Source organism: Paraburkholderia unamae (assembly GCF_003268775.1).
GTDB lineage: Bacteria > Pseudomonadota > Gammaproteobacteria > Burkholderiales > Burkholderiaceae > Paraburkholderia > Paraburkholderia unamae.
In genome coordinates, this window is the sequence record NZ_QLSU01000002.1 from 423,285 (window position 1) to 446,471 (window position 23,187).

Annotated in this window: 23 protein-coding genes; 10 read left to right on the forward strand and 13 right to left on the reverse strand. The window is 65.6% G+C overall.

The annotated features are described in order from the left end of the window. Positions 1–63 precede the first annotated feature (63 nt). The 6 genes from rqpR to C7401_RS04595 form a co-directional block, all read right to left on the reverse strand. Positions 64–720 (reverse strand): response regulator transcription factor RqpR, encoded by a 657-nt coding sequence (gene rqpR / locus C7401_RS04570; protein ID WP_112170149.1) that lies wholly within the window; start codon positions 718–720, stop codon positions 64–66. Continuing rightward, positions 717–1,763: a sensor histidine kinase gene (locus C7401_RS04575; RefSeq protein WP_112170150.1), complete on the reverse strand. Its 1,047-nt coding sequence runs from the start codon at positions 1,761–1,763 to the stop codon at positions 717–719. Before C7401_RS04575 ends, rqpR begins: the two co-directional genes overlap by 4 nt. A gap of 403 nt (positions 1,764–2,166) precedes the next feature. Then, complete coding sequence (locus C7401_RS04580) at positions 2,167–2,937, reverse strand: ferredoxin--NADP reductase (protein ID WP_112170151.1); 771 nt, start codon at positions 2,935–2,937, stop codon at positions 2,167–2,169. A gap of 623 nt (positions 2,938–3,560) precedes the next feature. Then, a complete protein-coding gene (locus C7401_RS04585; protein WP_112170152.1) occupies positions 3,561–4,205 on the reverse strand; it encodes a LysE family translocator in 645 nt (214 codons plus the stop codon). 142 nt (positions 4,206–4,347) lie between these two features. After that, a complete protein-coding gene (locus C7401_RS04590) occupies positions 4,348–5,148 on the reverse strand; it encodes an endonuclease/exonuclease/phosphatase family protein (RefSeq protein ID WP_112170153.1) in 801 nt (266 codons plus the stop codon). Between the two features lie 32 nt (positions 5,149–5,180). Then, on the reverse strand, positions 5,181–5,669 hold the full coding sequence (locus tag C7401_RS04595) for a hypothetical protein (RefSeq protein WP_258396892.1): 489 nt from the start codon (positions 5,667–5,669) through the stop codon (positions 5,181–5,183). A 546-nt stretch (positions 5,670–6,215) separates the two neighbouring features. On the opposite strand from C7401_RS04595, the gene C7401_RS04600 reads away from it, so the two are divergent. The 3 genes from C7401_RS04600 (at position 6,216) to C7401_RS04610 (ending at position 8,860) form a co-directional block, all read left to right on the forward strand. Next, complete coding sequence (locus C7401_RS04600) at positions 6,216–6,995, forward strand: FkbM family methyltransferase (RefSeq protein WP_181565488.1); 780 nt, start codon at positions 6,216–6,218, stop codon at positions 6,993–6,995. A gap of 220 nt (positions 6,996–7,215) precedes the next feature. Beyond that, positions 7,216–8,322 (forward strand): NAD(P)/FAD-dependent oxidoreductase, encoded by a 1,107-nt coding sequence (locus C7401_RS04605; protein ID WP_112170155.1) that lies wholly within the window; start codon positions 7,216–7,218, stop codon positions 8,320–8,322. 226 nt (positions 8,323–8,548) lie between these two features. Continuing rightward, entirely contained in the window at positions 8,549–8,860 is a 312-nt protein-coding gene (locus tag C7401_RS04610) for a high-potential iron-sulfur protein (protein WP_112170156.1), read from the forward strand. A 47-nt stretch (positions 8,861–8,907) separates the two neighbouring features. On the opposite strand, the gene C7401_RS04615 is transcribed toward C7401_RS04610, so the two are convergent. Then, positions 8,908–10,422, reverse strand: coding sequence for an amidase (locus C7401_RS04615; protein ID WP_112170157.1), 1,515 nt, complete (start codon positions 10,420–10,422; stop codon positions 8,908–8,910). Between the two features lie 145 nt (positions 10,423–10,567). After that, positions 10,568–11,266: a dienelactone hydrolase family protein gene (locus tag C7401_RS04620; protein ID WP_112170299.1), complete on the reverse strand. Its 699-nt coding sequence runs from the start codon at positions 11,264–11,266 to the stop codon at positions 10,568–10,570. Positions 11,267–12,105: 839 nt separating this feature from the next. Between C7401_RS04620 and C7401_RS04625 the strand changes: the two genes are divergently transcribed. Continuing rightward, positions 12,106–13,251, forward strand: coding sequence for a branched-chain amino acid ABC transporter substrate-binding protein (locus C7401_RS04625; protein ID WP_112170158.1), 1,146 nt, complete (start codon positions 12,106–12,108; stop codon positions 13,249–13,251). A 94-nt stretch (positions 13,252–13,345) separates the two neighbouring features. On the opposite strand, the gene C7401_RS04630 is transcribed toward C7401_RS04625, so the two are convergent. Continuing rightward, positions 13,346–14,566, reverse strand: a complete 1,221-nt coding sequence (locus C7401_RS04630) for an MFS transporter (RefSeq protein ID WP_112170159.1) — start codon at positions 14,564–14,566, stop codon at positions 13,346–13,348. Between the two features lie 181 nt (positions 14,567–14,747). Between C7401_RS04630 and C7401_RS04635 the strand changes: the two genes are divergently transcribed. The 3 genes from C7401_RS04635 (at position 14,748) to C7401_RS04645 (ending at position 17,601) form a co-directional block, all read left to right on the forward strand. Continuing rightward, entirely contained in the window at positions 14,748–15,416 is a 669-nt protein-coding gene (locus C7401_RS04635) for a HugZ family pyridoxamine 5'-phosphate oxidase (protein WP_112170160.1), read from the forward strand. A 401-nt stretch (positions 15,417–15,817) separates the two neighbouring features. Then, on the forward strand, positions 15,818–16,126 hold the full coding sequence (locus C7401_RS04640) for an H-NS histone family protein (protein ID WP_112170161.1): 309 nt from the start codon (positions 15,818–15,820) through the stop codon (positions 16,124–16,126). 293 nt (positions 16,127–16,419) lie between these two features. Further along, positions 16,420–17,601 carry a cation diffusion facilitator family transporter gene (locus C7401_RS04645; RefSeq protein WP_112170162.1) on the forward strand — a complete coding sequence of 394 codons (1,182 nt, stop codon included), beginning with the start codon at positions 16,420–16,422 and terminating at the stop codon, positions 17,599–17,601. A 56-nt stretch (positions 17,602–17,657) separates the two neighbouring features. Here C7401_RS04645 and C7401_RS04650 read toward each other — a convergent pair whose 3' ends face one another. The 3 genes from C7401_RS04650 to C7401_RS04660 form a co-directional block, all read right to left on the reverse strand. Then, on the reverse strand, positions 17,658–18,128 hold the full coding sequence (locus tag C7401_RS04650) for an Lrp/AsnC family transcriptional regulator (RefSeq protein ID WP_174479506.1): 471 nt from the start codon (positions 18,126–18,128) through the stop codon (positions 17,658–17,660). A gap of 77 nt (positions 18,129–18,205) precedes the next feature. After that, the gene (locus C7401_RS04655; RefSeq protein ID WP_112170163.1) at positions 18,206–18,838 is read right to left on the reverse strand and encodes a 3'-5' exonuclease family protein; all 633 of its coding nucleotides are present in this window, start codon (positions 18,836–18,838) and stop codon (positions 18,206–18,208) included. Positions 18,839–18,852: 14 nt separating this feature from the next. Then, complete coding sequence (locus C7401_RS04660; RefSeq protein WP_112170164.1) at positions 18,853–19,497, reverse strand: MBL fold metallo-hydrolase; 645 nt, start codon at positions 19,495–19,497, stop codon at positions 18,853–18,855. Between the two features lie 754 nt (positions 19,498–20,251). Here C7401_RS04660 and C7401_RS04665 point away from each other — a divergent pair. Continuing rightward, positions 20,252–20,848: a septal ring lytic transglycosylase RlpA family protein gene (locus tag C7401_RS04665; protein WP_112170165.1), complete on the forward strand. Its 597-nt coding sequence runs from the start codon at positions 20,252–20,254 to the stop codon at positions 20,846–20,848. A 171-nt stretch (positions 20,849–21,019) separates the two neighbouring features. On the opposite strand, the gene rsmI is transcribed toward C7401_RS04665, so the two are convergent. Continuing rightward, positions 21,020–21,922 carry a 16S rRNA (cytidine(1402)-2'-O)-methyltransferase gene (gene rsmI, locus C7401_RS04670; RefSeq protein ID WP_112170166.1) on the reverse strand — a complete coding sequence of 301 codons (903 nt, stop codon included), beginning with the start codon at positions 21,920–21,922 and terminating at the stop codon, positions 21,020–21,022. Here rsmI and C7401_RS04675 point away from each other — a divergent pair. Together C7401_RS04675 and C7401_RS04680 are read left to right on the forward strand one after the other, a co-directional pair. Continuing rightward, positions 21,921–22,478: a YraN family protein gene (locus C7401_RS04675; RefSeq protein ID WP_112170167.1), complete on the forward strand. Its 558-nt coding sequence runs from the start codon at positions 21,921–21,923 to the stop codon at positions 22,476–22,478. The two genes, rsmI and C7401_RS04675, sit on opposite strands and share 2 nt — an antisense overlap. A 108-nt stretch (positions 22,479–22,586) precedes the next feature. Continuing rightward, complete coding sequence (locus C7401_RS04680; protein ID WP_112170168.1) at positions 22,587–23,174, forward strand: phosphoheptose isomerase; 588 nt, start codon at positions 22,587–22,589, stop codon at positions 23,172–23,174. Positions 23,175–23,187: the final 13 nt, after the last annotated feature.

A 23,187-nucleotide genomic window follows, 5' to 3' on the forward strand; every position in this document is an offset into this window, starting at 1 on the left:
TCATTTCCGGATCAACGGCTTATGGCGAGAAGGCCGCCTCGATGCAGCAGCGGCGCGCGCCGTTCAGACGCTGACGGTGGGCGAGAGGTCGACGAGCCGGTTGCTCATCACGTAGAAGGTCAGCTCGGCGTTGTTGCTGAGCTTCATTTTTTCGAGCAGGCGCGTGCGGTAGACGCTCACGGTTTTCACCGAAAGCGAGAGCGCGTGCGCGATATCGGTCAGGCGCTTGCCCGAGGCGAGCATGCACAGCGTCTGGTATTCGCGGTCGGAGAGCTTTTCGTGCGGCAACTGCTCGCCGTCCACGAGCACGTAGTCCGCGAGGGCTTCGGCCATCGCCGGGCTCACGTACTTGCGGCCCGCGGCGACTTGCTGGATCGCGGCGATCATCTGCGCGGCGTCCACCGTCTTCGAAAGATAGCCCGCAGCGCCCGCCTTCAAGGCGCGCACGGCGTATTGATCCTCGCGGTACATCGAAAACATCAGCACGGGCACGCGTGGCGCTTTTTTCTTCGCTCGCTTGAGCACTTCCACGCCGTTCATGTCGGGCAGCGAGATGTCGAGCAGCACGACGTCGCAAGCATGCTTCGCAATGGCGGCGAGCGCTTCGGCGCCCGTTTGCGCCTCGATCACTTCGCTCGCGACGCCGCGATCGAGCAGCAACTGGCGGACGCCTTGGCGCACGACCGCATGGTCGTCGACGAGCAGGATGCGATAGGTCATGGGCGTGCGCCCTTGGTCACGATGATGGGCGAGGCGGGGGCGGCGAGCAGCGCGTCCCAGGCGAAGCGCGCGCGCACCGTCGTGCCGCGTGTCGCGGCGTGACCGGTTGCGTCGTGCGCTTGCGTGTGTGCTTGCGCGTGTGCTTCGGTGTGCGTTGCGTCGAGCGGGCTTGCGACGCCGCCGCTTGCCGTGCGCAGCGAGCCGCCGAAGGCGGCGCAGCGCTCGCGCATGCCGGCAAGACCGTAGCGGCCGCCGTGGCTGTTGTGCTTGCCGCCTTCACCATTGCCTTTGCCAGGGGCGCGGCGCGCGAGGCCGACGCCGTCGTCGGCGACGGTGAGCGTGAGGTGGCGCGCGGTGCATTCCAGACGCACCTCGGCGCGCGTGGCTTGCGCGTGGCGCGCCACGTTCGCGAGCGCTTCCTGCGCCACGCGAAACACGGCGAGCGCGGCGTCGGCGGGCAGGCGCGCGAGGCGCGCGTCGTCGCTGGCGCCGGTAAAGCGCGCGGCGAGCCCGGTGCGCGCCGCGAAGCCGCGAATCCAGTTCGCGAGCGCGGGCGCGAGGCCCTCGTCGAGATGCGGCGCGTGCAGGCCGTCGAGCACGTGGCGCATCGCGCCGGTGGCCGCTTCGAGCGAACGGGCGACGAGCGCGAGCGCCTCGGCGCATTGCGGCGGCGCGTTGGCGGGCAGCCAGGTGTGGACATTGGCGAGCGCGAAATGCGTGGCCGCGAGTTCGGCGCCAACGCTGTCGTGCAATTCGCGCGCGAGCCGGTTGCGCGCGGCTTCGTCGGCGTGGACGGAGCCGGAGGCGGGGCCGCCGGCGGGCGCACGTGTGGCGCGGTTTGCGCGCCGCGCCGCATTGCGCGCGGGTGCCGACGCGGCGATTTGCCGTTGCGCCGCCACGAGGCTTTCCAGCGCGGCCAGTGTGGCCGCTTCGGCGGCGGTGGACTGAGCGAGGTAGGCGAGACCGTCGGCGGCATGGGCGCCGCGCGGTGCAGCGGCACCCGGCGTGCAAGCGTTCGGTGCGGCGTATCTCGACGTGTCCATCGTTCTCCCGTTCAGGAACCGGTTTCGCTGTCAGCTTCGGACCGACACCGGATCTTTCCGGAGTCGTGGCTGACGGCACGGCGCAGCGTAACGAATTTTACATCCGGTAACAACCTGGCTCTGGCCCCGATGTCGTCCCGGCGTATCGATTGTTGCGCTGCGATAATATCTTAAAAAAAGAAAAACTTCAGCGTGGACAAGGCTTAGCGGTCAATCTTCAGGTGCAGCATGAAGTCGCGCGGCTTTGTCATGTAGGAAAAATACTGACAGGAAAGGTATCGACGTTGTGTGACAACTGTAACCACTCCGGGTCAGAAAAAATGGGGGCAATGCGGACTGCATGGACGAAAAAAAACCGGAGCATGAAGCTCCGGTTTTGCGTGTCGGGCGAGGCCGCGGCGCGTTAGCCGACGAACGCCTTTTCCACCACGAAGTGGCCCGGCTCGTTGTTGCTGCCTTCCTTGAGGCCGGCTTGTTCGAGCAGTGTGACGGTGTCGCGCAGCATGTGCGTGCTGCCGCACAGCATGATGCGGTCGCGCTCCGGCGTGAACGGCGGCAGGTCGAGGTCTTCGAACAGCTTCTTCGTGTCGATCAGCTCGGTGATACGGCCACGGTTGTCGAACACTTCGCGCGTGACGGTCGGGTAGTACACGAGCTTCTCGCGCACGATCTCGCCGAGGTACTCATGCTCGCGCAGTTCCTGGGTGATGAAGTCCTTGTACGCGAGTTCGTCGACGAAACGGCAGGTGTGCGTGAGCACGATCTTGTCGAAGCGATCGTAAATGTCCGGGTCCTTGATGATCGACATGAAGGGCGCGAGGCCCGTGCCGGTCGAGAGCAGCCACAGGACCTTGCCGGGCAGCAGGTTGTCGGCCACCAGCGTGCCGACGGGCTTCTTGCCGATCAGAACCTTGTCGCCGATCTTCAGGTGTTGCAGGCGCGACGTGAGCGGGCCGTCCGGCACCTTGATGCTGAGAAACTCGAGATGCTCTTCGTAGTTCGCGCTCGCGAGCGAGTACGCGCGCATCAGCGGCTTGCCGTCCACTTCGAGGCCGACCATCGTGAACTGGCCGTTGTCGAAACGCAGGGCCTGGTCGCGCGTGCAGGTGAAGCTGAAAAGCGTGTCGGTCCAGTGATGGACGCTCAGAACGGTTTCTTCGGTGAATTTGCTCATGGTTCCTGAATTGCGAAACAAGGGCCGTCTGACTTCGGCGGTCCTGTCGGCCTGCTGTCCAGTACAGCGTAGCTTTGACGATATGCTCGGACCCGGCTGCCCGGCGCGACGCCGGAACAGGCAAGCCCATGGGGTGCCAGTGTTGCCTGTTCGCCCCGCTGCGAACGAAGCGCAATCCACTATTTTACCGCGCTCGCGTCCCAAGATCCCGCCTGGGCCACGCGGCGCTGCAAAAGAGGATGGCTCGCTGCGGCGGTGTGCTGGCGCCCGCACGGGACGGGCATGGCTGGCGTTGACAGCAAGGTGGCGGCCGGTAAGCCGCACCCGGCCTGGCGGGCCGGTCCGGATTCGGGCCCGGATCCGCAGGAGCGGATATTCGTCCCGTAACGCAGAGGCGCAGATGCGCCACACACACGACACGCGCCAAATGACGACGCGCGCGTGCGAATTTTCGGCTAGATGATACCCGAAGGTCTGAAGGCTCGCAGCATTGACCCTGGTGGCGGGGCAGTTTCGGAATGTGTTTTTGGGGCCCGGGTTGGGCAAGAACCGTCCCGAATCGTGCGAAATCGCGCCCTATCGCGCAAAACCGCCAGGTGCGGCGCTGTGCCGCGCCGCCGCCGCTAGCGGTCGGCCGCGAGTTTCACGCCCAGGCCGATCAGCGCGGCGCCGCAGAACGCGTCGATGGGGCGGCGCAGGCGCCGGTAGCCGCGCTGGGTGCGGTCGTCGGCGAACAGGAAGGCGAGGCTGCAATGCCAGCCGAACGACATCGTGGCGACCGTGGCGAGCGCGACGCCGTAGAACCACAGCGGCGGGTGCGCGGGAAACACGGCGGCGAACACGCTGGTCCAGAACACGCACGACTTGGGGTTCGTCAGGCACGTGATGAGCCCCGCGCGCCAGGTGCGCACCCACGCGCGGCGGTCGGCGGGCAGGGGCGGCGCGGCGAGCGCTTGCGCCGCGGCGGCCAGCTCGCGGCGCACGCCCGAGCGTAGCAGCTTGAGACCGAACCAGACGAGATAGAGCGCACCCGCCACGCGCACGCCGTTGTAGAGCCAGCCGATGTGCTGGAGCACGGCGGCGAAGCCCAGCATGGCGAGCGCGGCCCACAGCGTGGAGCCGACGCCCACGCCCGCCGCCGAAGCCACGCCCAGCCCGCGCCGCCCCGCGAGCGAGAGCTGCGTCACCATGAAGAAGTTGGGGCCGGGGCTGATGAGCGCGAACAGATAGACGACTACGATCTGTAGCAGCGTGGCGAGGTAATGCATCTGAGGAGACCTGACGAATTGGGGGAAGGTCGGCGCGGCGCGCGACGCGACATATTAGCGCGTGCCTGCGCGCGCCGCTCGCGGCGATCAGGGGAGTGTCGCGCGGATGCTTCGGCCGGGCGGCGTGCCGCCGCTCAGTGCGTCAATCTTCGAGTCGCAGGCGCGCCATGTACGGCAGGTGGTCGGAAAGCCACGCCGTTTCCTGCGCGGGCTGGATCAGCTCGACGGGCTTGAGACCCCGCACGAACATCTTGTCGAGCGCGAGCGCCGGGGAGAAGGCCGGGAACGTGCGCGCGGGCTCGCCGAGCAGCGTCGCCACTTCTTGCAGCCCGTGCTCGGCAAAGAGCGGCACCGAGTCGTTGCGCCAGTCGTTGAAGTCGCCGGCCAGCACGAGCGGGCCTTGCGGGGCTTCCTTCACGATCCAGTGCGCGATCCAGTTCATCTGCCGCAGCCGCGCGCTGCGCGTGAGCGCGAGGTGCGCGCATAACAGCGTGACGGACTGACCGGCGACGTTTGCGCGCGCAACGAGCAGCCCGCGCCGCTCGAAGCGGTGCGCGGAGATGTCCCAGCGTCCGCCCAGATCGAGCGGGTGCGGCGAGAGGATCGCATTGCCGTGCCGCCACGAGGGCTTGAACACGTTGGGTCCCAGGGCGATCTGGAGTTCGAGCGCGTTGGCGATTTCGGTGGCCTGGCAGTGCCAGACGTCTTCGAGCGGGTCGCCCAGCTGCGCGCCGAAGGCGGAGGCGAGCACCGGCCGCGGCAGGCGGCGCGCCATCGCTTCCTGGAGAAACCAGGCGTCGGCGTGGGTGGACTGGACCCAGCGCCGCATGGCCTGCCAGGCCTCGAAGCCGAGCGGCGAGCGGCCCTTGTGCAGGTTCCAGCTCACGGCGACGAAGTCTTTGCTCAATGACGTGTCGATGAGCGGTTGTTCTGGATTTCGCATGCGTTTGTCTAACGGATTGGGTCACAAGTCGATCATTGCTCCGCCGCCGGCGCGAGGCTTGCGCGCACCCGGTACGCAAGCGAAGGATCCTTGTTGACGATCTGCCAGTTCACGGACTCGCCCTCGGGCACGACTAGCCCCGGATGGCTGGCGTTCACCTGACGCGGCTGCGGCGGAAGCTTGCAGCCTTCGGGCGTGGCGGGCGCCGTGTCGTTTTCGAGCGTTTCCTGGGTATCGATCGCGAGGATGATCTGGTTCGCCCGCACCTGCAACGGCGACACGGTGATCGTGCGCGACAGGTCGATGCTGCCCGCCGGCTGGTCCTTGCAGCCCACGTTGTGCGAGACGACCTTGTGGTGCGTATCGGTGCGAGCCTGGCCCACCGTCGTCGTGCCGTCGAACGAGTCGATTTGCTGGCCGTCGCGCAGCACCTCCAGCGTCCAGTGGACGGCGGCCTGCGCGACCGGCGCGGCCGGCGCGGCCGTTGATGCGGCTGCGCCCGGCGGCGGCGGCACCGTCATGGGTGCCGTTGGCACGGGTTCCATCGCGGGTTGCGTCGCGGCGGGCCCCGATGCGGGCACAGCAGCCGGCTGCGCCGCGCCCGGCGCCTGCGCGCACGCGGCTGTCACCGCCAGGGCGGTGAACAGCGCAACGGCAAGGCAATGTTTCCACAACGACATATAGGCGGCTCCGTCCACAGGCGCCGCGCGAGGCGACGGCGTCGGCAACGCTACGGCGGGTAGGTTCTGACCATCGATCCTATACCGGGTTCGCAAACTCTGGACCGCAACGCACCTTCTCTGACATGGAGACGATACTGCGCCCTTCAACTGCCGCGTGTCGGGGCAGTCGTGAAGCGCGGCCGCATGGGCAGCCGTGGGTTCCGGACTGATCAGAGCGTTGTCTGCGGTCGGTCAGAGTCGGCCTGGTCGGCTTCGAATACAGTGACCTCCCTTCGGGCGTCTGCTGTTCGAACGAAGCGAGGGTGATGGCCGGGCGTGCGCACGTCCCTTTTTTCGGGGCGCGCGCCGGTTGTCATGATAAGTGCCAGATCAACCGGAGATGACGTGAAAAAACTGAACAACGTGCTCGTGCCGACGCCTCATGGACTGATGGTGGTCAATCGGAACGAAGCGGCTTTCGCCTTCGGGACGGGCGTCGCGCTTCTGGAGGAGGGAGGCTACGACCCGCTCGAAATCGGACTCATGCGTGAGATCGTCGGGATTCTGCCGCCCGGGTGCGTGATACTCGACGTGGGCGCCAATATTGGTGTTCATACCCTTGAATTTGCCCGCGCGTGCGAGGCCAAGAGTGGCGTTGTCCACGCGTTCGAGCCGCAACGGATTCTGCATCAGATGCTCGCGGGCAACGTCGCCATCAACAATTACCAGAACGTTTATTGCCATCTTGCTGCCGCAGGGGCGAAACCGGGCAAGGTCAAGATGCCCCGGATCGACTACTCGATACCTTCGAGTTTCAGCGGCATCGAGCTTGGCGAAGGGCGTCAGCGCGAATTCATCGGACAAGCGCCTGAATGGAACGGCGCGGAGGAAACGGTGCCTGTCGTTAGCCTCGACAGTCTCGATCTGCCCCGCGTCGATTTCATGAAAATCGACGTGGAAGGCATGGAATGCGAGGTGCTCGCCGGGGCGCAAAAATTGATCGAAAAGTTTCATCCGCCGATCTATATCGAACACGCGAAGAGTGACCCGAAAGCGCTGGCTCAAGCCTTGTGGAACCACGGTTACCAGATATTCGTCTTTAGCCACCTGGACTGGGTCGCCGTTCCCGAAGCGAACTCGCCAGTCCAGATCAATGGGCTGGAACGCCTCGCCAGATGGGATTGATGGCACGCATGCACTGGGCGAAGGCGCTTCATCCACGTTGCTTTCCTCACGCGTTGTTCGCCAGCGCGCGTTCGTTCGCATGAGGACCGTGAACGCGGGTTGGCGTGGCGTACAATTTTCCTCATGAGACGGCGCGCGACGCGCGCCGCCAATCCCATGGCAGAGAGGAGCGCGACGCGGCCGTCTTGACGCCCGCGCCGCGAAGGCGGGACGCAGGGACATGGACCAGATCGAATGCGCAGTAATCGGCGCGGGCGTGGTCGGCCTCGCCGTGGCGCGCACGCTCGCCGCGCGCGGGCGCGAGGTGATCGTGCTCGAAGCCGCCGAAGCCATCGGCACGAGCACCAGTTCGCGCAACAGCGAAGTCATCCACGCGGGGCTCTACTACCCGCGCGGCTCGCTCAAGGCCACGCTGTGCGTGCGCGGGCGCGAGATGCTCTACGACTATTGCGCGTCGCGCAATGTCGCGCACGCGCGCTGCGGCAAGCTGCTCGTCGCCACCGCGCCGAACCAGATTCCGCAACTCGAGGCGATCCTCGCGCGAGGCAAGGAAAACGGCGTGTTCGACCTCACGCGGATCAGCGGCAGCGAGGCGCTCGCGCTCGAGCCCGCGCTCGAATGCGCCGCGGCCGTCTACTCGCCGCAAACAGGCATTGTCGACAGCCATCAGCTCATGCTCGCGCTGCAAGGCGACGCCGAGCGCGACGGCGCGGTGATCGCGCTCAAGTCGCCGGTCGAGTCGATCGATGCGCTTGGCAAGGGCTTCGTCATCCGAACCGGCGGCGACGCGCCGATCGACATCCGCGCGACCTGCGTGATCAACAGCGCGGGCCTTTACGCCACGCAGCTCGCAAGGCGCATGCGCGGGCTCGACGCGCGCCACGTGCCGCCCCTGTATCTCGCGCGCGGCAACTATTTCAGCGTTTCCGGGCGCGTGCCGTTCTCGCGCCTCATCTATCCGATGCCCAACGACGCGGGCCTTGGCGTGCACCTCACGCTCGACCTGGGCGGCCAGGCGCGCTTCGGTCCCGACGTCGAATGGATCGACGCGATCGACTACGACGTCGATCCGCGCCGCGCCGATGCGTTCTACGCGCAGATCCGCAGCTACTGGCCCGCGCTGCCCGACGGCTCGCTGCAACCGGCCTACGCGGGCATTCGCCCGAAGCTTTCCGGTCCGGGCGAGAGCGCCGCCGACTTCATGATCCAGGGCGCGGCCTCGCACGGCGTGCGCGGGCTCGTGAACCTGTTCGGCATCGAGTCGCCGGGGCTCACGGCGTCGCTCGCCATTGCCCAGCGGGTGTGCGAGATGGTGTCGTTCGACTGATCCGGGCTTGCGCCGTTCTTGCGTCCTTCACGCGCCTTTCCTGCGCGGGGCGGCACCATGTCGCTCACTTATCTCCGGCATTGCAGCCTCACCGGGGCTGGCTTCGTTGTTAAGCTTCTTCGCGACGCCGCCGCCAGAGCGGCTCAGAGGCATGCGCGGCGCGCCACACCCAAGCGCCGCGCGAAAACCCCAGCGAACGAATCGCCACAATACTGGAGTGAGTCACATGAAATCTTCCCGCCGCAGCTTTCTGATCACGAGCATCGGCGTCGCATCGACGCTCGCGCTTTCGCGCCAGGCGTTCGCCGACGCGCCCAAGGCTGCCGAATCCGATCCCACCTCCCAGGCGCTCGGCTACAAGCTCGACGCGACCAAGGTCGACAAGGCGAAGTTCGCGAAGTACGCGGCCGGCCAGGATTGCAGCAACTGCACGTTCTACCAGGGCAAGGCCACCGACGCGTTCGCGCCGTGCCCGATGTTCGCCGGCAAGCAGGTCGCGGGCAAGGGCTGGTGCAGCGCCTATAACAAGAAGGCGTGATGAAGCGGCGCGGGCGGCCGCCCGCGCCACAAGAAGCTGGACGCGCGTTACAGCCGCGCCTGCAACAGCGGCGGCCGCCGGTCGAACCACGGGCGCGCCGCCTCCAGTTGCGCGGCGAGGCGCAGCAACAGCGCGTCGTTGCCTTCGCGTGCGGCGAACTGCACGCCCACCGGCAGCCCGCGCGCATTCCACGCGAGCGGCACCGACATCGACGGCTGGCCCGTCAGATTGAACAACTCGGTACAGCCCGCCCACGCGAACGCCTTGTTCGAGGCTTCGGTCAGCAGCTTTCTCATCAGCACTTCCACCGGCATGGCAGTGACCGCGCGCATCTGCATGCGTTCGCTCTGGCTCGGCTTCAGTTCGCCGATCTTCACCGGCGGCGCGGCGAGCGTCGGGCAAAGCAGCACGTCGTAGCGCTTCATCAGATCGGCGAGCTGCGCCGTGACGCGCTGTTGCACGTCGAGCGCGGCGGGCAACTCGCGCTCGCCGAGCTTGCGGCCGATGTGCGCCATCGCCCATGTCGCGATCTCGAAGTCCTGGCGGCGCGGCTTCGTGCCCGTGATGTCGTCGGCGTTCAGCACGTATTGCTCGGCCACCACCGACCACAGCATCAGAAACGCTTCGCGCGCCGACGCGAAATCCACCGGCAGCGAATAGGGCTCCACGCGATGGCCGAGCGAGGTGAGCAACTCGGCGGCGTCGTCGAGCGCGCCGCGCACTTCGGTCGAGAGCGTGTCCGCGAACATCGGCTCGCGCAGCAGCGCGATGGAGAGCGGCTTCGAGCCGTCGAGCGGCGCGCGCGCGGCCGCGAGAAAGGTGCCGGGCGCGCCGGGCGGCAACGCCGGGTCGCCGGCGATCAGGTCGAGCATGAGCGCGCTGTCACGCACGCTGCGCGACACCGCGAGATCGACGCCCAGCGCGCCGGGCGGCGCCGGCACGTTGGAGGCGGGCTGAAACGCGCGCGAGGGCTTGAGGCCGAAGAGTCCGCAGCACGACGCCGGAATGCGGATCGAACCGCCGCCGTCGGAGGCGTGCGCGAGCGGCAGGATGCCGGCCGCGACCGAAGCGGCTGCGCCTCCGCTCGATCCACCCGGCGTGTGATCTAGGTTCCACGGGTTGCGGCACGGGCCGAACAGATCGGGCTCGGTGTAGGGCATCTGCCCGAGTTCGGAAGCGCTCGTCTTGCCGAAGATGTTCAGGCCCGCGGCGCGAAAGCGCTCGACCACGGGCGCGTCGGCGTTGGGCACGTAGTGGCGGTAATGGCGGCTGCCCAGTGTCATGCGCAGACCGGCCACCGCCGCGCCGAGATCCTTCACGAGAAACGGCACGCCCGCGAGCGGGCCGTCGCTCAGCGCGTCGACGCCGTTGCCGCCCGCTTCGATGCGCAGCGCGCGCTGGCGGGCGGCCTCGTAGTCCTTGAGGACGATGGCGTTGATCGCAGGGTTGGCGGCCTCCGCGCGGGCGATGGCGGTGTCGAGTAGTTCGCGCGCGCTCACTTCGCGGCGGCGCACGAGATCGGCGAGGCCAATGGCGTCGTATTCCAGGTAGTCGGACTGCAAGTCGCGCACTCCTCGTCGTCGGGTGGGTGGCAGGCGTGGAAGCGAAGATGAAGCGGTATCGCTGCCGTATTGAAGATCGTACGGCAGGAACGCAAACGGGCGGCGGCGAGACCGCCGCCGCCCGCGTGACGACGCTACGACAGAATTACAGGTGTTCGGCGAGGAACGTCAACGTGCGGCCGTGCGCGAGCGCCGACGCATGCTGGTTGTACGACGCGCGTACCGAGCAGTTGAAGCCGTGATCGGCGTTCGGGTACAGGTGGAACTCGGCGTTCGGTCGGCCCGTGAAGCGCTCCTTCACCTGGCCCACGGCCGACAGGGGAATGCCGTGGTCGAGTTCGGCGTAGTGGAACTGGATCGGCTTGGTGACCTTGTCGGCCAGATCGAGCTGGTTCTGGATGCCGCCGCCGTAGTAGGACACTGCTGCATCCAGCGAGCCGGATGCCGCCGCGAGGTAGGCAAGGCGGCCGCCGAAGCAGTAGCCGATCGCCGCGACCTTGCCCGTGCACTCGGGCAACGCGCGCAGCGCGGCGGCCGTCGCGCCGATGTCCTCGACGACGAGGTTGACGTCCGTCTTCTGCATGATCTCGATGCCGCGGTCGCGGTCCGCGCCCACGTATTCGAGTTCGACGCGCGGGGCCGTGCGCCAGAACACGTCGGGCGCGATCGCGACGTAGCCGTCGAGCGCGTACTGCTCGACGACGTCACGAATGTGGCCGTTCACGCCGAAGATCTCCTGCAAGATGATGATGCCCGGGCCCTTGCCGCCCTTGGGCAGCGCGAGGTAGGCGCCGAAGCTGTCCTTGCCGGCGGGAATGTCGATCCATCGAGTCGAAACGCTCATGTTGTTCTCCGTCTTCATTAATCAGTCATGCAATGAGCCGGGGCGCGGCCAGCGCGTTGCCCACGGCGCATCGCGAAATCGGGGAGCCAGTTTGCCATAGGCACGGAACCTCGGCAGCGCGCGACGTATACGCCTTGCTTGTCTGCCATTGCCGAAAGCCTGGTGTAATGATTTCGTCGGGCACGGCTATTTCTGTCACACGCACGTGGTGGATTTGAACGCCCGGTGAATCGCCCGGTGATGAGGCATGTGGACGCATGAGATCGAAGCGCGCACAACGGATCGGCAAACGTATCGGGATCCGAAATTAATCGAATGCTTACTTGAGCAATTGATTGAACTGTCACGCACGAATTCGATGTGCTGCATGACAGCATGACTCGCAAACGTTATCGCCATCACAGCGCGATTTCATACTGCTGGATTTGATCCTGGTGTATTCCCGGAATGCGGGCGCTAACACACCAATATTTGCCGTCAAAAATCTAAAAAAAGAATCTCGCGAGTCTGCATCAGGGTTTTCCCATTAATTGGATCCAAAGTCAGAATCCCTTATTACACAAGGCTTGCGAGCGATTGTTCAGGGTTTCGAACTGTTCTTGCGGACGGCATATTGGTACTCGCACCAATATCTGAAAAAAGTCCCCCAAATTAATTTGATCACCTACACTTACGCGCAAGTATGGACGGGCGGCTCGCCATGAACGGGCTTTCTCGCCATGCTGGCCAGGTGCATCAAGGATGCATCCTGCGTGGTCGTCCGCACGGGGAGCGACACGTTCGGGGCGCGGGAGCACTGGGCGATTACGTAGCTTTTGGGTTCGAAACTGGAGACTTACATGAATATCAAGCTTCACAAGCTGTTGCCGATCAGCGCGGCGGCCATGTTGTTCGCGTCGTTCGCAACGGTGGCGAGCGCTGACGTGACGATCAAGATCGGCCACGTCGCACCGCTGACGGGGGGCATTGCTCACCTCGGTAAAGACAACGAAAACGGGGCACGTCTCGCAGTTGAAGAGATCAACGCGAAGGGTCTCGTGATCGGCGGCCAGAAGGTCACGCTCGTGCTCGACGCACAGGACGACGCGGCTGACCCGCGTACGGCCACGCAGGTCGCGCAGAAGCTCGTCGACGACAAGGTCGTCGCCGTGGTCGGCCACCTGAACTCGGGCACGTCGATCCCGGCATCGAAGATCTATAGCGATGCAGGCATCGTGCAGATCTCGCCGTCGGCCACGAACCCGGCCTACACGCAACAGGGCTTCAAGACGACCTACCGTGTCGTCGCGACCGACGCCCAGCAAGGTCCGGCGCTCGCGAACTACGCCGCCAAGAACCTGAAGGTCAAGACGGTGGCCGTGGTCGACGACTCGACGGCTTATGGCCAGGGTCTCGCGAACGAATTCGAGAAGACCGCCAAGGCGCTCGGCATGAACGTGGTGTCGCATGACGCGACCAACGACAAGGCCGTGGACTTCCGCGCAATTCTGACGAAGATCAAGGGCGAAAACCCCGACGCGATCATGTACGGCGGCATGGACGCCACCGGCGGCCCGTTCGCGAAGCAAGCCAAGCAGCTTGGCCTGCGCGCGAAGGTGCTCGCGGGCGACGGCGTCTGTACCGACAAGCTGGCCGACCTGGCCGGCGACGCGACCGACAACATCGTGTGTTCGGAAGCCGGCATGGCGCTCGAAAAGATGCCGGGCGGCAAGGAATTCGAAGCCAAGTTCGAGAAGCGCTTCGGCCAGCCGATCCAGATCTACGCACCGTTCACGTATGACGCTGTGTACATCATCGTCGACGCCATGAAGCGTGCGAACTCGACGGATCCGGCCAAGATCCTCGCCGAAATGCCGACCACGGACTACAAGGGCGTGATTGGCGAGACGACCTTCGACGCGAAGGGCGACCTCAAGCACGGCGTGATCTCGCTGTACAACTACAAGTCGGGCAAGAAGTCGCTGCTCGACGTCGTGAAGATGTAAATCGCGCTTAGCGATTTTCGCTCACGCGATTGGAAAAGCCCGCGGGTTTCGATCCGCGGGCTTTTTGTTTTGAGGGGGCGGAAATCGATGCGCCTCAAATCCCCAACCGCCGCAACACCTTCGGCCCCGCGAACGCCACGAGCGCCGCGCACAGCGCCACGACGGCGAGCCCGATCGTGAGATTGGTCACCTGCGTAATGGCGCCGATCACCACCGGCCCGAACAGCAAGCCGAAATACGCGATGCCCGCCACATGCGCGAGCCCTTCGGCCGCGTGGATGCCTTTCACGCGCGCGGCGGCCGCGAACAGCACGGGCATCATGTTGGCGAGGCCGAGGCCCATGAGCGTGAAGCCCGTGAGCGCCGTGAACGAGTAAGGCAGTAACAGCGCGCCGATCATGCCCGCGCAGGCAAGCGAGGCGCTCGCCATCACAAGCTGCGGCGCGCCGAAGCGCGCGCGCACGGCGTCACCGGCGAAGCGCGCGAGCGCCATGCCGCCCGAGAACGCGGCGTAGGCCGCGCTCGCGAGCGCGGGCGTGGAAAGCACCACGTCGCGCATATAGACCGTGGCCCAGTCATACATCGCGCCTTCGGCGATCAGCGCAATGAGCGCGATGGCGCCGAGCGCCCACAGCGCGGGTGTGCGCCAGCGGTTGCCGGTTTTCGCGTGCTCGCCGTGCGTGGCGTGCGGCACATGCGGCAGCACCGCGGGGCATGAGACGAACAGCACGAATGCCGCGAGCGCCGACGCCAGAAAGAGATGCAGCGCAGGCGCCATGCCGCGCGCGAGCAGCGCGCCGCCAATCGCCGCGCCCGCCATGCCGCCCAGGCTGAACATGCCGTGCAGCCCCGACATGATGGGCTTGCCCACGGCTTCCTCGACGGCGCTCGCCTCCGCGTTCATGGCGACGTCGAGCGTGGCCATGCCCACGCCGAAGAATGCGAGGACGACAATCAGCATCCAGTAGTACGGCACGACCAGGATCAGCGCGCCGCACACGCTCATCGTGATGCCGCCGGCGAAGCAGGCGCGGCGCGAGCCGACGCGCGCGATCCAGCCGCCGATCGTCGTCATCGCGGCGATCGAGCCGCCCGCCACGGCGAAAAGCGCGTAGGAGAGCAGCGCCGGGCTCAGATGAAACTTGTCGCGCACGGTGGGCACGTGCACGCCCCACGAGGCGTACATCATCCCCGCGACGAAGAAGAGCGCCATCGTCGCGATACGGGCGCGGTGGCGCCGCGCGGCGGGCAGGGCGCGATGATGGGTGGCGGGGCTGGCGACGGCGAGGGCCGGATCGGTCGGGCGGTCGGACACTGGGTATTCCGGGACGGGACGGCGGGGACAATGGGAGGCGGCGGAAGCCACCTGAAAGGAGTCGATTCTAGCGAAGGCGCGCGACGGCTGCCCGGTCTCGCATGCTGCTCTAATATCCAGGAGCGGCCGTTCGCGCCGCGCTCACCCGCTCACCGCCCATAGCTGCTTTCGAGGACGCACCTTGAAGATTCCCGCCCACGCTCCGCTCCATCTGCTGCACCAGGCGCCCACCGGCACGCTCGCCACGCACTCGCGCGAGCCGCGCGGTTTTCCGTATCCCACGCTGCTGCCGTTCGCGCCCGACGCGCGCCACCGGCCTGTGATCCTCGTGAGCCGCCTTGCCGAGCACACGCGCAATCTGCTCGACGACCCGCGCGCCGGCTTTCTCGTTGCCCACGCACCCGACGCGGACGTGCTGAACGCGCCGCGCGCCACGCTGCTCGGCCGCTTCGAGCCGCTCGACGCGGCCGCCCAGGAGGCGACGGCGCGCCGCTACGTGCGCTATCACCCGGACGCCGCGCGTTATCTCGCGCTCGGCGACTTCACCTTTCATGTCATGCAGATCGAGCGGCTGCGCTATATCGGCGGCTTCGGCGCGATGGGCTGGATGGACGGCGCGGATCTCGACGCGCTCGAACCGCTCGCCGCCACCGACGAGGCCACCCTGATCGACTTCTTCGAAGCGCACCCGGCGCGGCGTGGCGGACTCAACCTGGCGGGCGTCGATCGCTACGGCGCCGATCTCGTGATCGACGGTGCGCGCACGCGCTTCGTTTTTGACTCGCCGCAATCCGGTCAGCAATCCTTGCATGCAGTGCTAGCCGATTGCATCGAGCGCCATGCATCCTGATTTGTTTTCCCGCGCATGCGTGCGGCGGTGCCGGGGGTTTTAGAGCGATGACTCATGCTGCGGTGCATCAATCGACCGGTTCAAACCAAAGTTATCATGCGATGAAATGTTTGACCTATTTCAAGGCATTTAATTTTCATCGTTTGACAATTATGAGATGTGGATTTATCTGGCGAAAGTGAGATTTAGTAAAAATACCGATTTGCACCAAATGGCAATGAGTAAGAACCTTGCAGGAAGGATGTCGGATTCAAATCGGTCTTAAATTATTTTTATTGCGGTTGCGCTTCCCGGCATTCGATTTTGTGTTAATCTCGCCACCGATTTCCGAGGCACGCAGCGATCAATCGGCATACTGACGTGAGATCAGTAGCCATTATCTTTGAACCACAAGGGCACCTATGTCTTCCTACAAGGAACTCCTCGCTCAGCGAGAAAAGCTGGAAAAGCAGATTGAAGAGGCGAAGGCACGCGAATATGCCGAGGTCCTCGACGAAATCAAGCAAAAAATGGCCGACTACGGCATTACGCTCGCAGAACTGGGTGGCGGCCGCGCAGCCGGCAAGATCGCCAAGGCGGCAAGCCGCTCGCGTGCGAGCGTCGCTCCGAAGTACCGCGACCCCGACAGCGGCAGCACGTGGTCGGGCCGTGGCAAGCCGCCGCGCTGGATTGCCGGCCAGGACCGCGATCGCTTTCTGATTCAGAAGTAAGTTAATGCCGTCCCGCCGTGCAGCTTGATCGGTCGATCAGTTTGGCGGCGCCGCGCAGAAGGTCGAAGGGCGAATCTGCGGATTCGCGAAGCAAGGAGCCGCGCAGTCGGGGGACGCGCGGCTTTTTGTTTTTCTGATCCCTTGCGAAGCCGCCAGAGTATTGTCCGTTGAATGCGAATGCTTCGTGTTATTGTAGGCAACTGATTTAAAAGAGATTTTTAGGGGTATCCATAAAATCGTCGCATGCAGGCCCTACAATTGCGGTTATTCCCTAATTTGTAGATTCGCCGCGCATGACTTCTTCCGCCACCGCGCCGTTATCAGATAAACACGAGGTCGCGCGCCGGACCACGTGGGTCAGCGTCGCCGTCAATTCCGTGCTGGTGGTGCTGCAAATCGTCGTGGGCGTGTTTGCGCATTCGCAGGCGTTGATCGCCGACGGCATTCATTCATTGGCCGATCTCGTCTCGGATTTCGTCGTGCTGCTCGCCAACCGGCATAGCGGCGCAAAACCGGACGCCGATCACAACTACGGCCACAGTCGTTATGAAACGGTCGCGTCGTTATTCCTCGGCGCATTATTGATTGCCGTGGGCGTCGGCATGCTCGTGCGCGCGGGCACGCGCATCATGAATCTCGGCGATATTCCGCCGCTGCACATGAGCGCGCTGTTCGTCGCGCTGCTCGTGCTCGTTTCCAAGGAAGGGCTTTTTCGCTACATGCTGCGCGAGGCGCAGCGAGTGCGCTCGGCCATGTTGATCGCCAATGCGTGGCACGCGCGCTCGGACGCGGCCTCGTCGCTCGTGGTGGCGCTCGGCATTGTGGGCAGCCTTGTGGGCGTGCGGCTGCTCGATCCGATCGCGGCGGCCATCGTCGGCTTCATGGTCGCGCGCATGGGCTGGGTGTTCGGCTGGGACGCGTTGCAGGACCTCTCCGACCGCGCGCTCGACGAAGCCGCCGCCGCCGACCTGCGCGCGCTTCTCATGGGCACGCCGGGCGTGCTCGACGTGCACGAGATGCGCACGCGCAAGACCGGCGACCTCGCGCTCGTGGACGCGCATATTCTCGTCGATCCGCTGATCTCGGTTTCGGAAGGGCACTACATCGCGGAGACGGCGCGCTCGCGCCTGCTCACCGACTCGCGCGTGCTCGACGCGCTGATCCACGTCGATCCCGAAGACGACATGCACGTGCGCTCCGTGTCCAACCAGCCGCCGCGCGACACGGTGGCGGCGCGCCTGCGCGAAGCGCTGGCGGAGCATGACGTGCACGTGGAAGCCGTGACGCTGCACTACTTGAGCACGGGGCTGGAGGTTCAGGTGGTGCTGGCCGCCGCGGACGACGCGCGCCGCGTGGCCGCGGTGAATCTGGAAGCGCTACGCAAGCGCCTGGGCGCGAGCAAGCTGGACGTGATGCAGTCGCTGGACGAGCATGGCGCGCTGGCCATGCATGGCAAACCGCGCGAGGCGAACTGAACCGCGCGGCTTTGCGGCTGCTTTCACCGCGCCGTTCGCCATATCAAAGCGGCAATTCAAAGCGGCAACTGCGTATCGAACTTGATTTCGCGCAGCACGACGCTCGTGCGCACCTGCGCCACGGCGGGAATGCGGAAGATGCGCTCGTGCAGGAAAGCGTCGTAGGCCTTGATGTCGGGCGCGACGATCTTGAGGATGTAGTCCGATTCGCCCGTGGTGCTGTAACACTCGGTGACTTCCGGGCAGGTGGCGATCTCGCGCTCGAAGGCTTCGACGCCGCCCTCGGTGTGCCGCGTGAGATGGATATGCGCGAGCGCGCAGACGTGCAGGCCCAGCTTTTCGCGATCGAGCAGCGCCGTGTAGCGCTGGATCACGCCCGACTGTTCCATGTCCTTGATACGACGCCAGCACGGCGTGCTGGAGAGCCCCACCTGGTCGGAGATTTCCTGGACGGAGCGGCGCGCGTCGAGTTGCAGAAGGCGCAGGATCTTCTGAGAGAACGTATCGAGTGTCAACTGCGCCTCCATTGCGTCGCGGTATCCCTCAATGTTAGAGGTCGGGAAAACGAAACGCAATGAAAAGCGCCGATGATGAGGGAGATTACCTAATCTGCCGGTGTGCTCGCGGTATTTTGCCCTGACGCGTCCCCATCAGCGGCAAGCGCCGCCTGCTGGGCGCGCAGCTCGGCCAGCATGTTGCAGAAGAGGGCGCCTTGTTCGATGGCGTCGTCGAGCGCGACGTGCGTGTGCGGATGGTCGTCGAACCAGTGCTTCGGAAAGCGCGGCTTGATGCACTTGCGGTACGGCAGGCCCGTCATCGCGAACGCGAGCGTCTTGATGTCGAGCGCCGACCACGAGAACGGGCAGCGCCCCGCGAAGCGCATCATGTACCAGAACATGAAGGTGAAATCGAAGCCCGCCGGCATCGCCACGAACACGGGCTTGCCGGGCAGCGCCTCCACCCATTCCACGTAGGCGACGAGCGCCGCGGCCGGGTCCTGGAGGTCCTTGCGGCAGGCGGCCCACGCCTCGGGCTGCGTCTCCCACCAGGCGGCCTGCACCGGGTGCGGCGCCGCGCCCTCGAGCGTCGCGAGGTTCGCCGAGAACGTGGCGATCAGACGCTTGTCGGCGGTGTAGGCCGCCGAAGCGAAGCTCAGCATCGAGTGCGGGCCGGGAATCGGACCGTCGGCCTCGACGTCGGTGCTGACGTAAATCTCCTCAATAGCGGCTTGATTCATCGTACGTTTCACTCTCATCCAGGTACGCCATCTGCTACATACGGGTTGGAGCGACGCTCTTCGCCGAACGTCGAAACCGGGCCATGACCCGGCACGAACGTGACGTCGTCGCCCAGCGGCCAGAGCTTCTCGCGGATCGAACGGATCAGGTCCGCGTGGTTGCCGCGCGGAAAGTCGGTGCGGCCGATCGAGCCCGCGAACAGGACGTCGCCCACGGTTGCGAGCCGGTGCTCGCGGCTGAAGAAGATCACGTGGCCGGGCGTGTGCCCTGGGCAGTGATAGACCTCGAGTTCTTCGTTGCCAAAGCGCACCGTGTCGCCGTCGTGCAGCCAGCGCGTGGGTTCGAACGCCTCGGCGTGGCCGAAGCCGAAGCGCACGCTCTGCTGCGGCAACTGGTCGATCCAGAAGCGCTCGTCCTCCTGCGGCCCTTCGATCGGCACGCCGAACTTCGTGGCAAGCGCCTTCGCGCCGGCGCAGTGGTCCAGGTGGCCATGCGTGAGCAGCACCTTTTCGAGCTGCACGCCCTGGCGCTCGATCTCGGCCTCGATGCGATCGAGGTCGCCGCCCGGATCGACCACGGCGGCGCGCTTCGTGGTTTCGTCGACGAGCAGCGAGCAGTTTTGCTGGAACGGCGTGACGGGAATCAGCGTGACTTTCATGCGGGTTCGTGGGGTTCGGGTCTCGCGGGGCGGCTCGCAGCGCGGCGACCCCGTCGGACGAAAGCAGTCAAAAGCTCGATTGTACCGGGGTGCATCCAGGGCCGCCGACCGCGTTCACGCCCGTCTGAATCCCTTGTCAGACAAGGGATGCCGCGCTGCAAGACGAACGGCTTTGTTACATCAATAGTGAAAAATCATGGAGTTTTGTGGGCGTCGCCCGTGACAGGAATTACTTTTGGGTATAATGCGACCCAACACGCACGGAATCCGTGCTTTCACTGGGCGATGTGACCCCCGTAAAAAAGAGGTCGCGATACATCGCCGTCAAGCAGTGCCGTTGTTTGGAGGCTGGCTAAACAGGCTGCCTTACAAGACGGCAAATCAGGTGTCGATCCGTTCGACGCCGCACGTCTTACCCAGCCAGGCGCCACGCGCCTGCAACGGCCTGCATGCCGTGACGCTGGGTGGGGCCTACGCCGCCGTTCCTGTGCGCCGTGAGTATCCGGCGTGCCTGAACGTGTTTCATCGTTCGATGGCGGCATGTGGGGTCTGGTCAGGCTGCCGGGGACAGGCTGCGCCAGACGTGAAAGATAACTAGCGGTTAGCGGCTTATTGGGGCTGCATCCGGGTATTGGCACGCGTTCGCCTTTTTCATTCCAGGCGAGCGATGGCGAAGCCATGCCTGCGACCGCCGAAGCCATCCGACAGCGCGCACGTTGCGCGGGGCCGGCTTCGAAACGTGATGGCTAAATTTATGAAATTCAGACTGACTCGACGACGACTCGGGAGTCTCGCAGCGGTGTCCGTGCTGGCCGGTTGTGCCATGCCGCCCGGTTCCCAGAACCAGGCCGCGGGCGACGCGCTTCGCACCAAGGACGCCGCATTCGCTGCGCCGCAGGGCTACGGCTCCGCGCTCGCGGCAATGCCCGCATCGGGCACCGCCCGGGACAACTCGCTCGCGAACGCCCAGGCGATCGACGAGAACGGCCCGGACGCCCATTCGTTCCACCAGACCGGTCGCGCCTCGTGGTACGGCCGCGCCTTCCACGGCCGCCGCACCGCAAGCGGCGAGCGCTTCAACATGGAAGCGCTCACGGCCGCGCACCGCACGCTGCCGCTCGGCTCGTATGTGCGCGTGAGCGTGCCCGGCACGTCCAAGTGGGTGGTGGTGAAGATCAACGACCGTGGCCCGTTCGCACGTGGCCGCGTGCTCGATCTCTCGTACGCCGCAGCCAAGGTGCTTGGCCTGCAACACGCGGGTACGGCGAAAGTGAACATCGAAGGCCTCTCGCGCCAGGAAGCGAAGGTCGCGCAAGCGGAGATGGTTGCTGCAAACTCCACCGATCACTAAGTTCACTCAGCGCGTTTGCGTGGGCGTGGCGCTGAGTGCGCCGCGACGCGCCCAAAGCCAAACCGCCTGGTGACATTGGATGCATACGCGAAGGGCCGCCCGATGAGAATCGGGCGGCCCTTCGGTTTTTCCGGCTCCGGCGGCAATGCGCCGGTGCAGACAGATACGGCTTCAGTCGTCCGCCTCTTCCTCGCCTTCCCCCTTCAATTCCAGCGCCCGCGCGTAGAGCGTATTGCGCGACGCGCCCGTGAGCGCCGCCGCGATCTTCGCCGCGCCCTTCACGGGCACTTCCTGAAGCAGCACGCGCAAGAGCGCGTCGTGATCGGCATCGCTATCCGGCTGCGCGCTCGCGCCTTCCACCACGAGCACGAACTCGCCGCGCTGACGATTGGCGTCGGCCGCGAGCCACGTTGGCCCTTCGGCCAGGGTGCCGCTCCAGAGCGACTCGTGTAGCTTCGTCAATTCACGGGCGATCAGGATGCGCCGCGCGGGGCCGAACGCGTCCGCGAGCGACTGCACGGTTTCGACGATGCGATGCGGCGCTTCGTAAAACACCATCGCTTGCGTATGCGTGGCGAGCGGCTGAAGCGCGGCCGCGCGTTGTTTGGCCTTGGGCGGCAGAAAGCCTAGGAACGTGAAGGTCGACACCCAGTCGCCGGCTGCGGAAAGCGCCGTGGCGAGCGCGCTCGCGCCGGGCAGCGGCATGACGTTCAGGCCGGCGGCGCGCACGGCGTCCACGAGCTTGGCGCCGGGATCGGAAATGCCGGGCGTACCCGCGTCGGACACGCAGGCCACGCGCTCGCCCGCGCGCAGAAATTCGATCACGCGCTGCGCCGCCTCGCGCTCGTTGTGCTCGTGCACGGCGAGAAGCGGCTTTGAAATGCCGTAGCGCGCGAGGAGCTGGCCGGTGTTGCGCGTGTCTTCGGCGGCGATGCGATCGACGAGACCGAGCACATGCAGCGCGCGCAAGGTGATGTCGGCGACATTGCCGATGGGCGTCGCCACGACGTACAGCGTGGCGGCCGGATACTGCTGGGCCTGTGCGAGTTCGAAAGGGGACGAGAGGGACGTCATGACACGCAACGCGCGAATGCAGGAAAAGAGGCCGACATTGTGCCACGCGGGCGCGGCTGCGCCCGAGGGAAGCGGCGCAAGCGAGCGCGCACGCGCAGACAACTTTTGCGCGCGAGCGCGGTCGAATGCCCAACGCCGTGCGACAGGAGCACGCTTCGAAGCGCACGCGCTGACGTTTTTGCGGCGCGAGCGGCTCGAACTGATCGCGCGCAACGTGCACTGCCGAGGCGGCGAACTCGACCTCGTGATGCGCGAGCGCGACGGCACCCTGGTGTTCGTGGAAGTGCGCGCGCGGGCGCGGCCGGAATTCGGCGGCGCGGCGGCGAGCGTGGGCTGGCGCAAACAGCAGCGCGTGCTGCGCGCGGCGCGCCACTTTCTCGCGACTTGGCGCAGCGCCGATGCGAACGGCGCAACGGACGTGGAAATGAACAGAGAAACGAAAGAAGAAGCGCGCACGCCGCCTGCATGCCGCTTCGACGTGATCGCGTTCGAGAGCGGCCGGCTCGTGTGGCTGCGCGACGCGTTTCACGCGGACTCAAGCGAGAGCGAAAACTGAGGCCGATGGAAAGAAGGGTAAAAATGAACGCCCTTGAGTGCGCTAAACTTGCGGCACGCCGCACTATGCGGAAATTTTGCGATACCCGCAGTACAGATTAGAGAGTCGATGTCCGTCGAACGCATTCAACAGCACTTCCGCGATAGCGCAGCACTCAAGCTCGCGGCCATGGAAACCCTGGCGGTCCCGATTGCCGCCGCGGTCGATACGATGTTCGCCGCGCTCGCGAACAGCAACAAGATCCTCGCATGCGGCAATGGCGGCTCAGCCGCCGACGCCCAGCATTTCGCCGCCGAACTGATCGGCCGCTTCGAACGTGAACGCCCCGGTTTGCCCGCGCTCGCGCTGACCACCGACGCCTCGGTGCTCACCGCCGTTGCCAACGACTACGCGTACGAGCAGGTGTTCGCGAAGCAGGTGCGCGCGCTCGGCCAGCCCGGCGACGTGCTGCTCGCCATCACGACCTCGGGCAACTCGACGAACGTGCTGGCCGCCATTCAGGAAGCGCACGAACGCGAAATGATCGTGATCGCGCTGACCGGCAAGGGCGGCGGCGACGTGAACGCCGTGCTCGCCGATACCGACATTCACCTGTGCGTGCCGAGCGAGCGGACGGCGCGCATCCAGGAAGTACATATATTGACGATTCACTGCCTGTGCGACGGCATCGACGCGATGCTGCTGGGTGAAGACTGACACCGTTGGACGA

Coding starts and splice junctions, on each gene's coding strand:
- C7401_RS04645 (WP_112170162.1), top strand. CDS start 16,420: ATGACTTCTTCCGCCACCGCGCCGTTATCAGATAAACACGAGGTCGCG.
- C7401_RS04580 (WP_112170151.1), bottom strand. CDS start 2,937: ATGAGCAAATTCACCGAAGAAACCGTTCTGAGCGTCCATCACTGGACC.
- C7401_RS04655 (WP_112170163.1), bottom strand. CDS start 18,838: ATGAATCAAGCCGCTATTGAGGAGATTTACGTCAGCACCGACGTCGAG.
- C7401_RS04595 (WP_258396892.1), bottom strand. CDS start 5,669: ATGACGGTGCCGCCGCCGCCGGGCGCAGCCGCATCAACGGCCGCGCCG.
- C7401_RS04590 (WP_112170153.1), bottom strand. CDS start 5,148: ATGCGAAATCCAGAACAACCGCTCATCGACACGTCATTGAGCAAAGAC.
- C7401_RS04660 (WP_112170164.1), bottom strand. CDS start 19,497: ATGAAAGTCACGCTGATTCCCGTCACGCCGTTCCAGCAAAACTGCTCG.
- C7401_RS04620 (WP_112170299.1), bottom strand. CDS start 11,266: ATGAGCGTTTCGACTCGATGGATCGACATTCCCGCCGGCAAGGACAGC.
- C7401_RS04585 (WP_112170152.1), bottom strand. CDS start 4,205: ATGCATTACCTCGCCACGCTGCTACAGATCGTAGTCGTCTATCTGTTC.
- C7401_RS04575 (WP_112170150.1), bottom strand. CDS start 1,763: ATGGACACGTCGAGATACGCCGCACCGAACGCTTGCACGCCGGGTGCC.
- rsmI (WP_112170166.1), bottom strand. CDS start 21,922: ATGACGTCCCTCTCGTCCCCTTTCGAACTCGCACAGGCCCAGCAGTAT.
- C7401_RS04640 (WP_112170161.1), top strand. CDS start 15,818: ATGTCTTCCTACAAGGAACTCCTCGCTCAGCGAGAAAAGCTGGAAAAG.
- C7401_RS04625 (WP_112170158.1), top strand. CDS start 12,106: ATGAATATCAAGCTTCACAAGCTGTTGCCGATCAGCGCGGCGGCCATG.
- C7401_RS04680 (WP_112170168.1), top strand. CDS start 22,587: ATGTCCGTCGAACGCATTCAACAGCACTTCCGCGATAGCGCAGCACTC.
- C7401_RS04610 (WP_112170156.1), top strand. CDS start 8,549: ATGAAATCTTCCCGCCGCAGCTTTCTGATCACGAGCATCGGCGTCGCA.
- C7401_RS04675 (WP_112170167.1), top strand. CDS start 21,921: ATGACACGCAACGCGCGAATGCAGGAAAAGAGGCCGACATTGTGCCAC.
- C7401_RS04650 (WP_174479506.1), bottom strand. CDS start 18,128: ATGGAGGCGCAGTTGACACTCGATACGTTCTCTCAGAAGATCCTGCGC.
- C7401_RS04605 (WP_112170155.1), top strand. CDS start 7,216: ATGGACCAGATCGAATGCGCAGTAATCGGCGCGGGCGTGGTCGGCCTC.
- rqpR (WP_112170149.1), bottom strand. CDS start 720: ATGACCTATCGCATCCTGCTCGTCGACGACCATGCGGTCGTGCGCCAA.
- C7401_RS04665 (WP_112170165.1), top strand. CDS start 20,252: ATGAAATTCAGACTGACTCGACGACGACTCGGGAGTCTCGCAGCGGTG.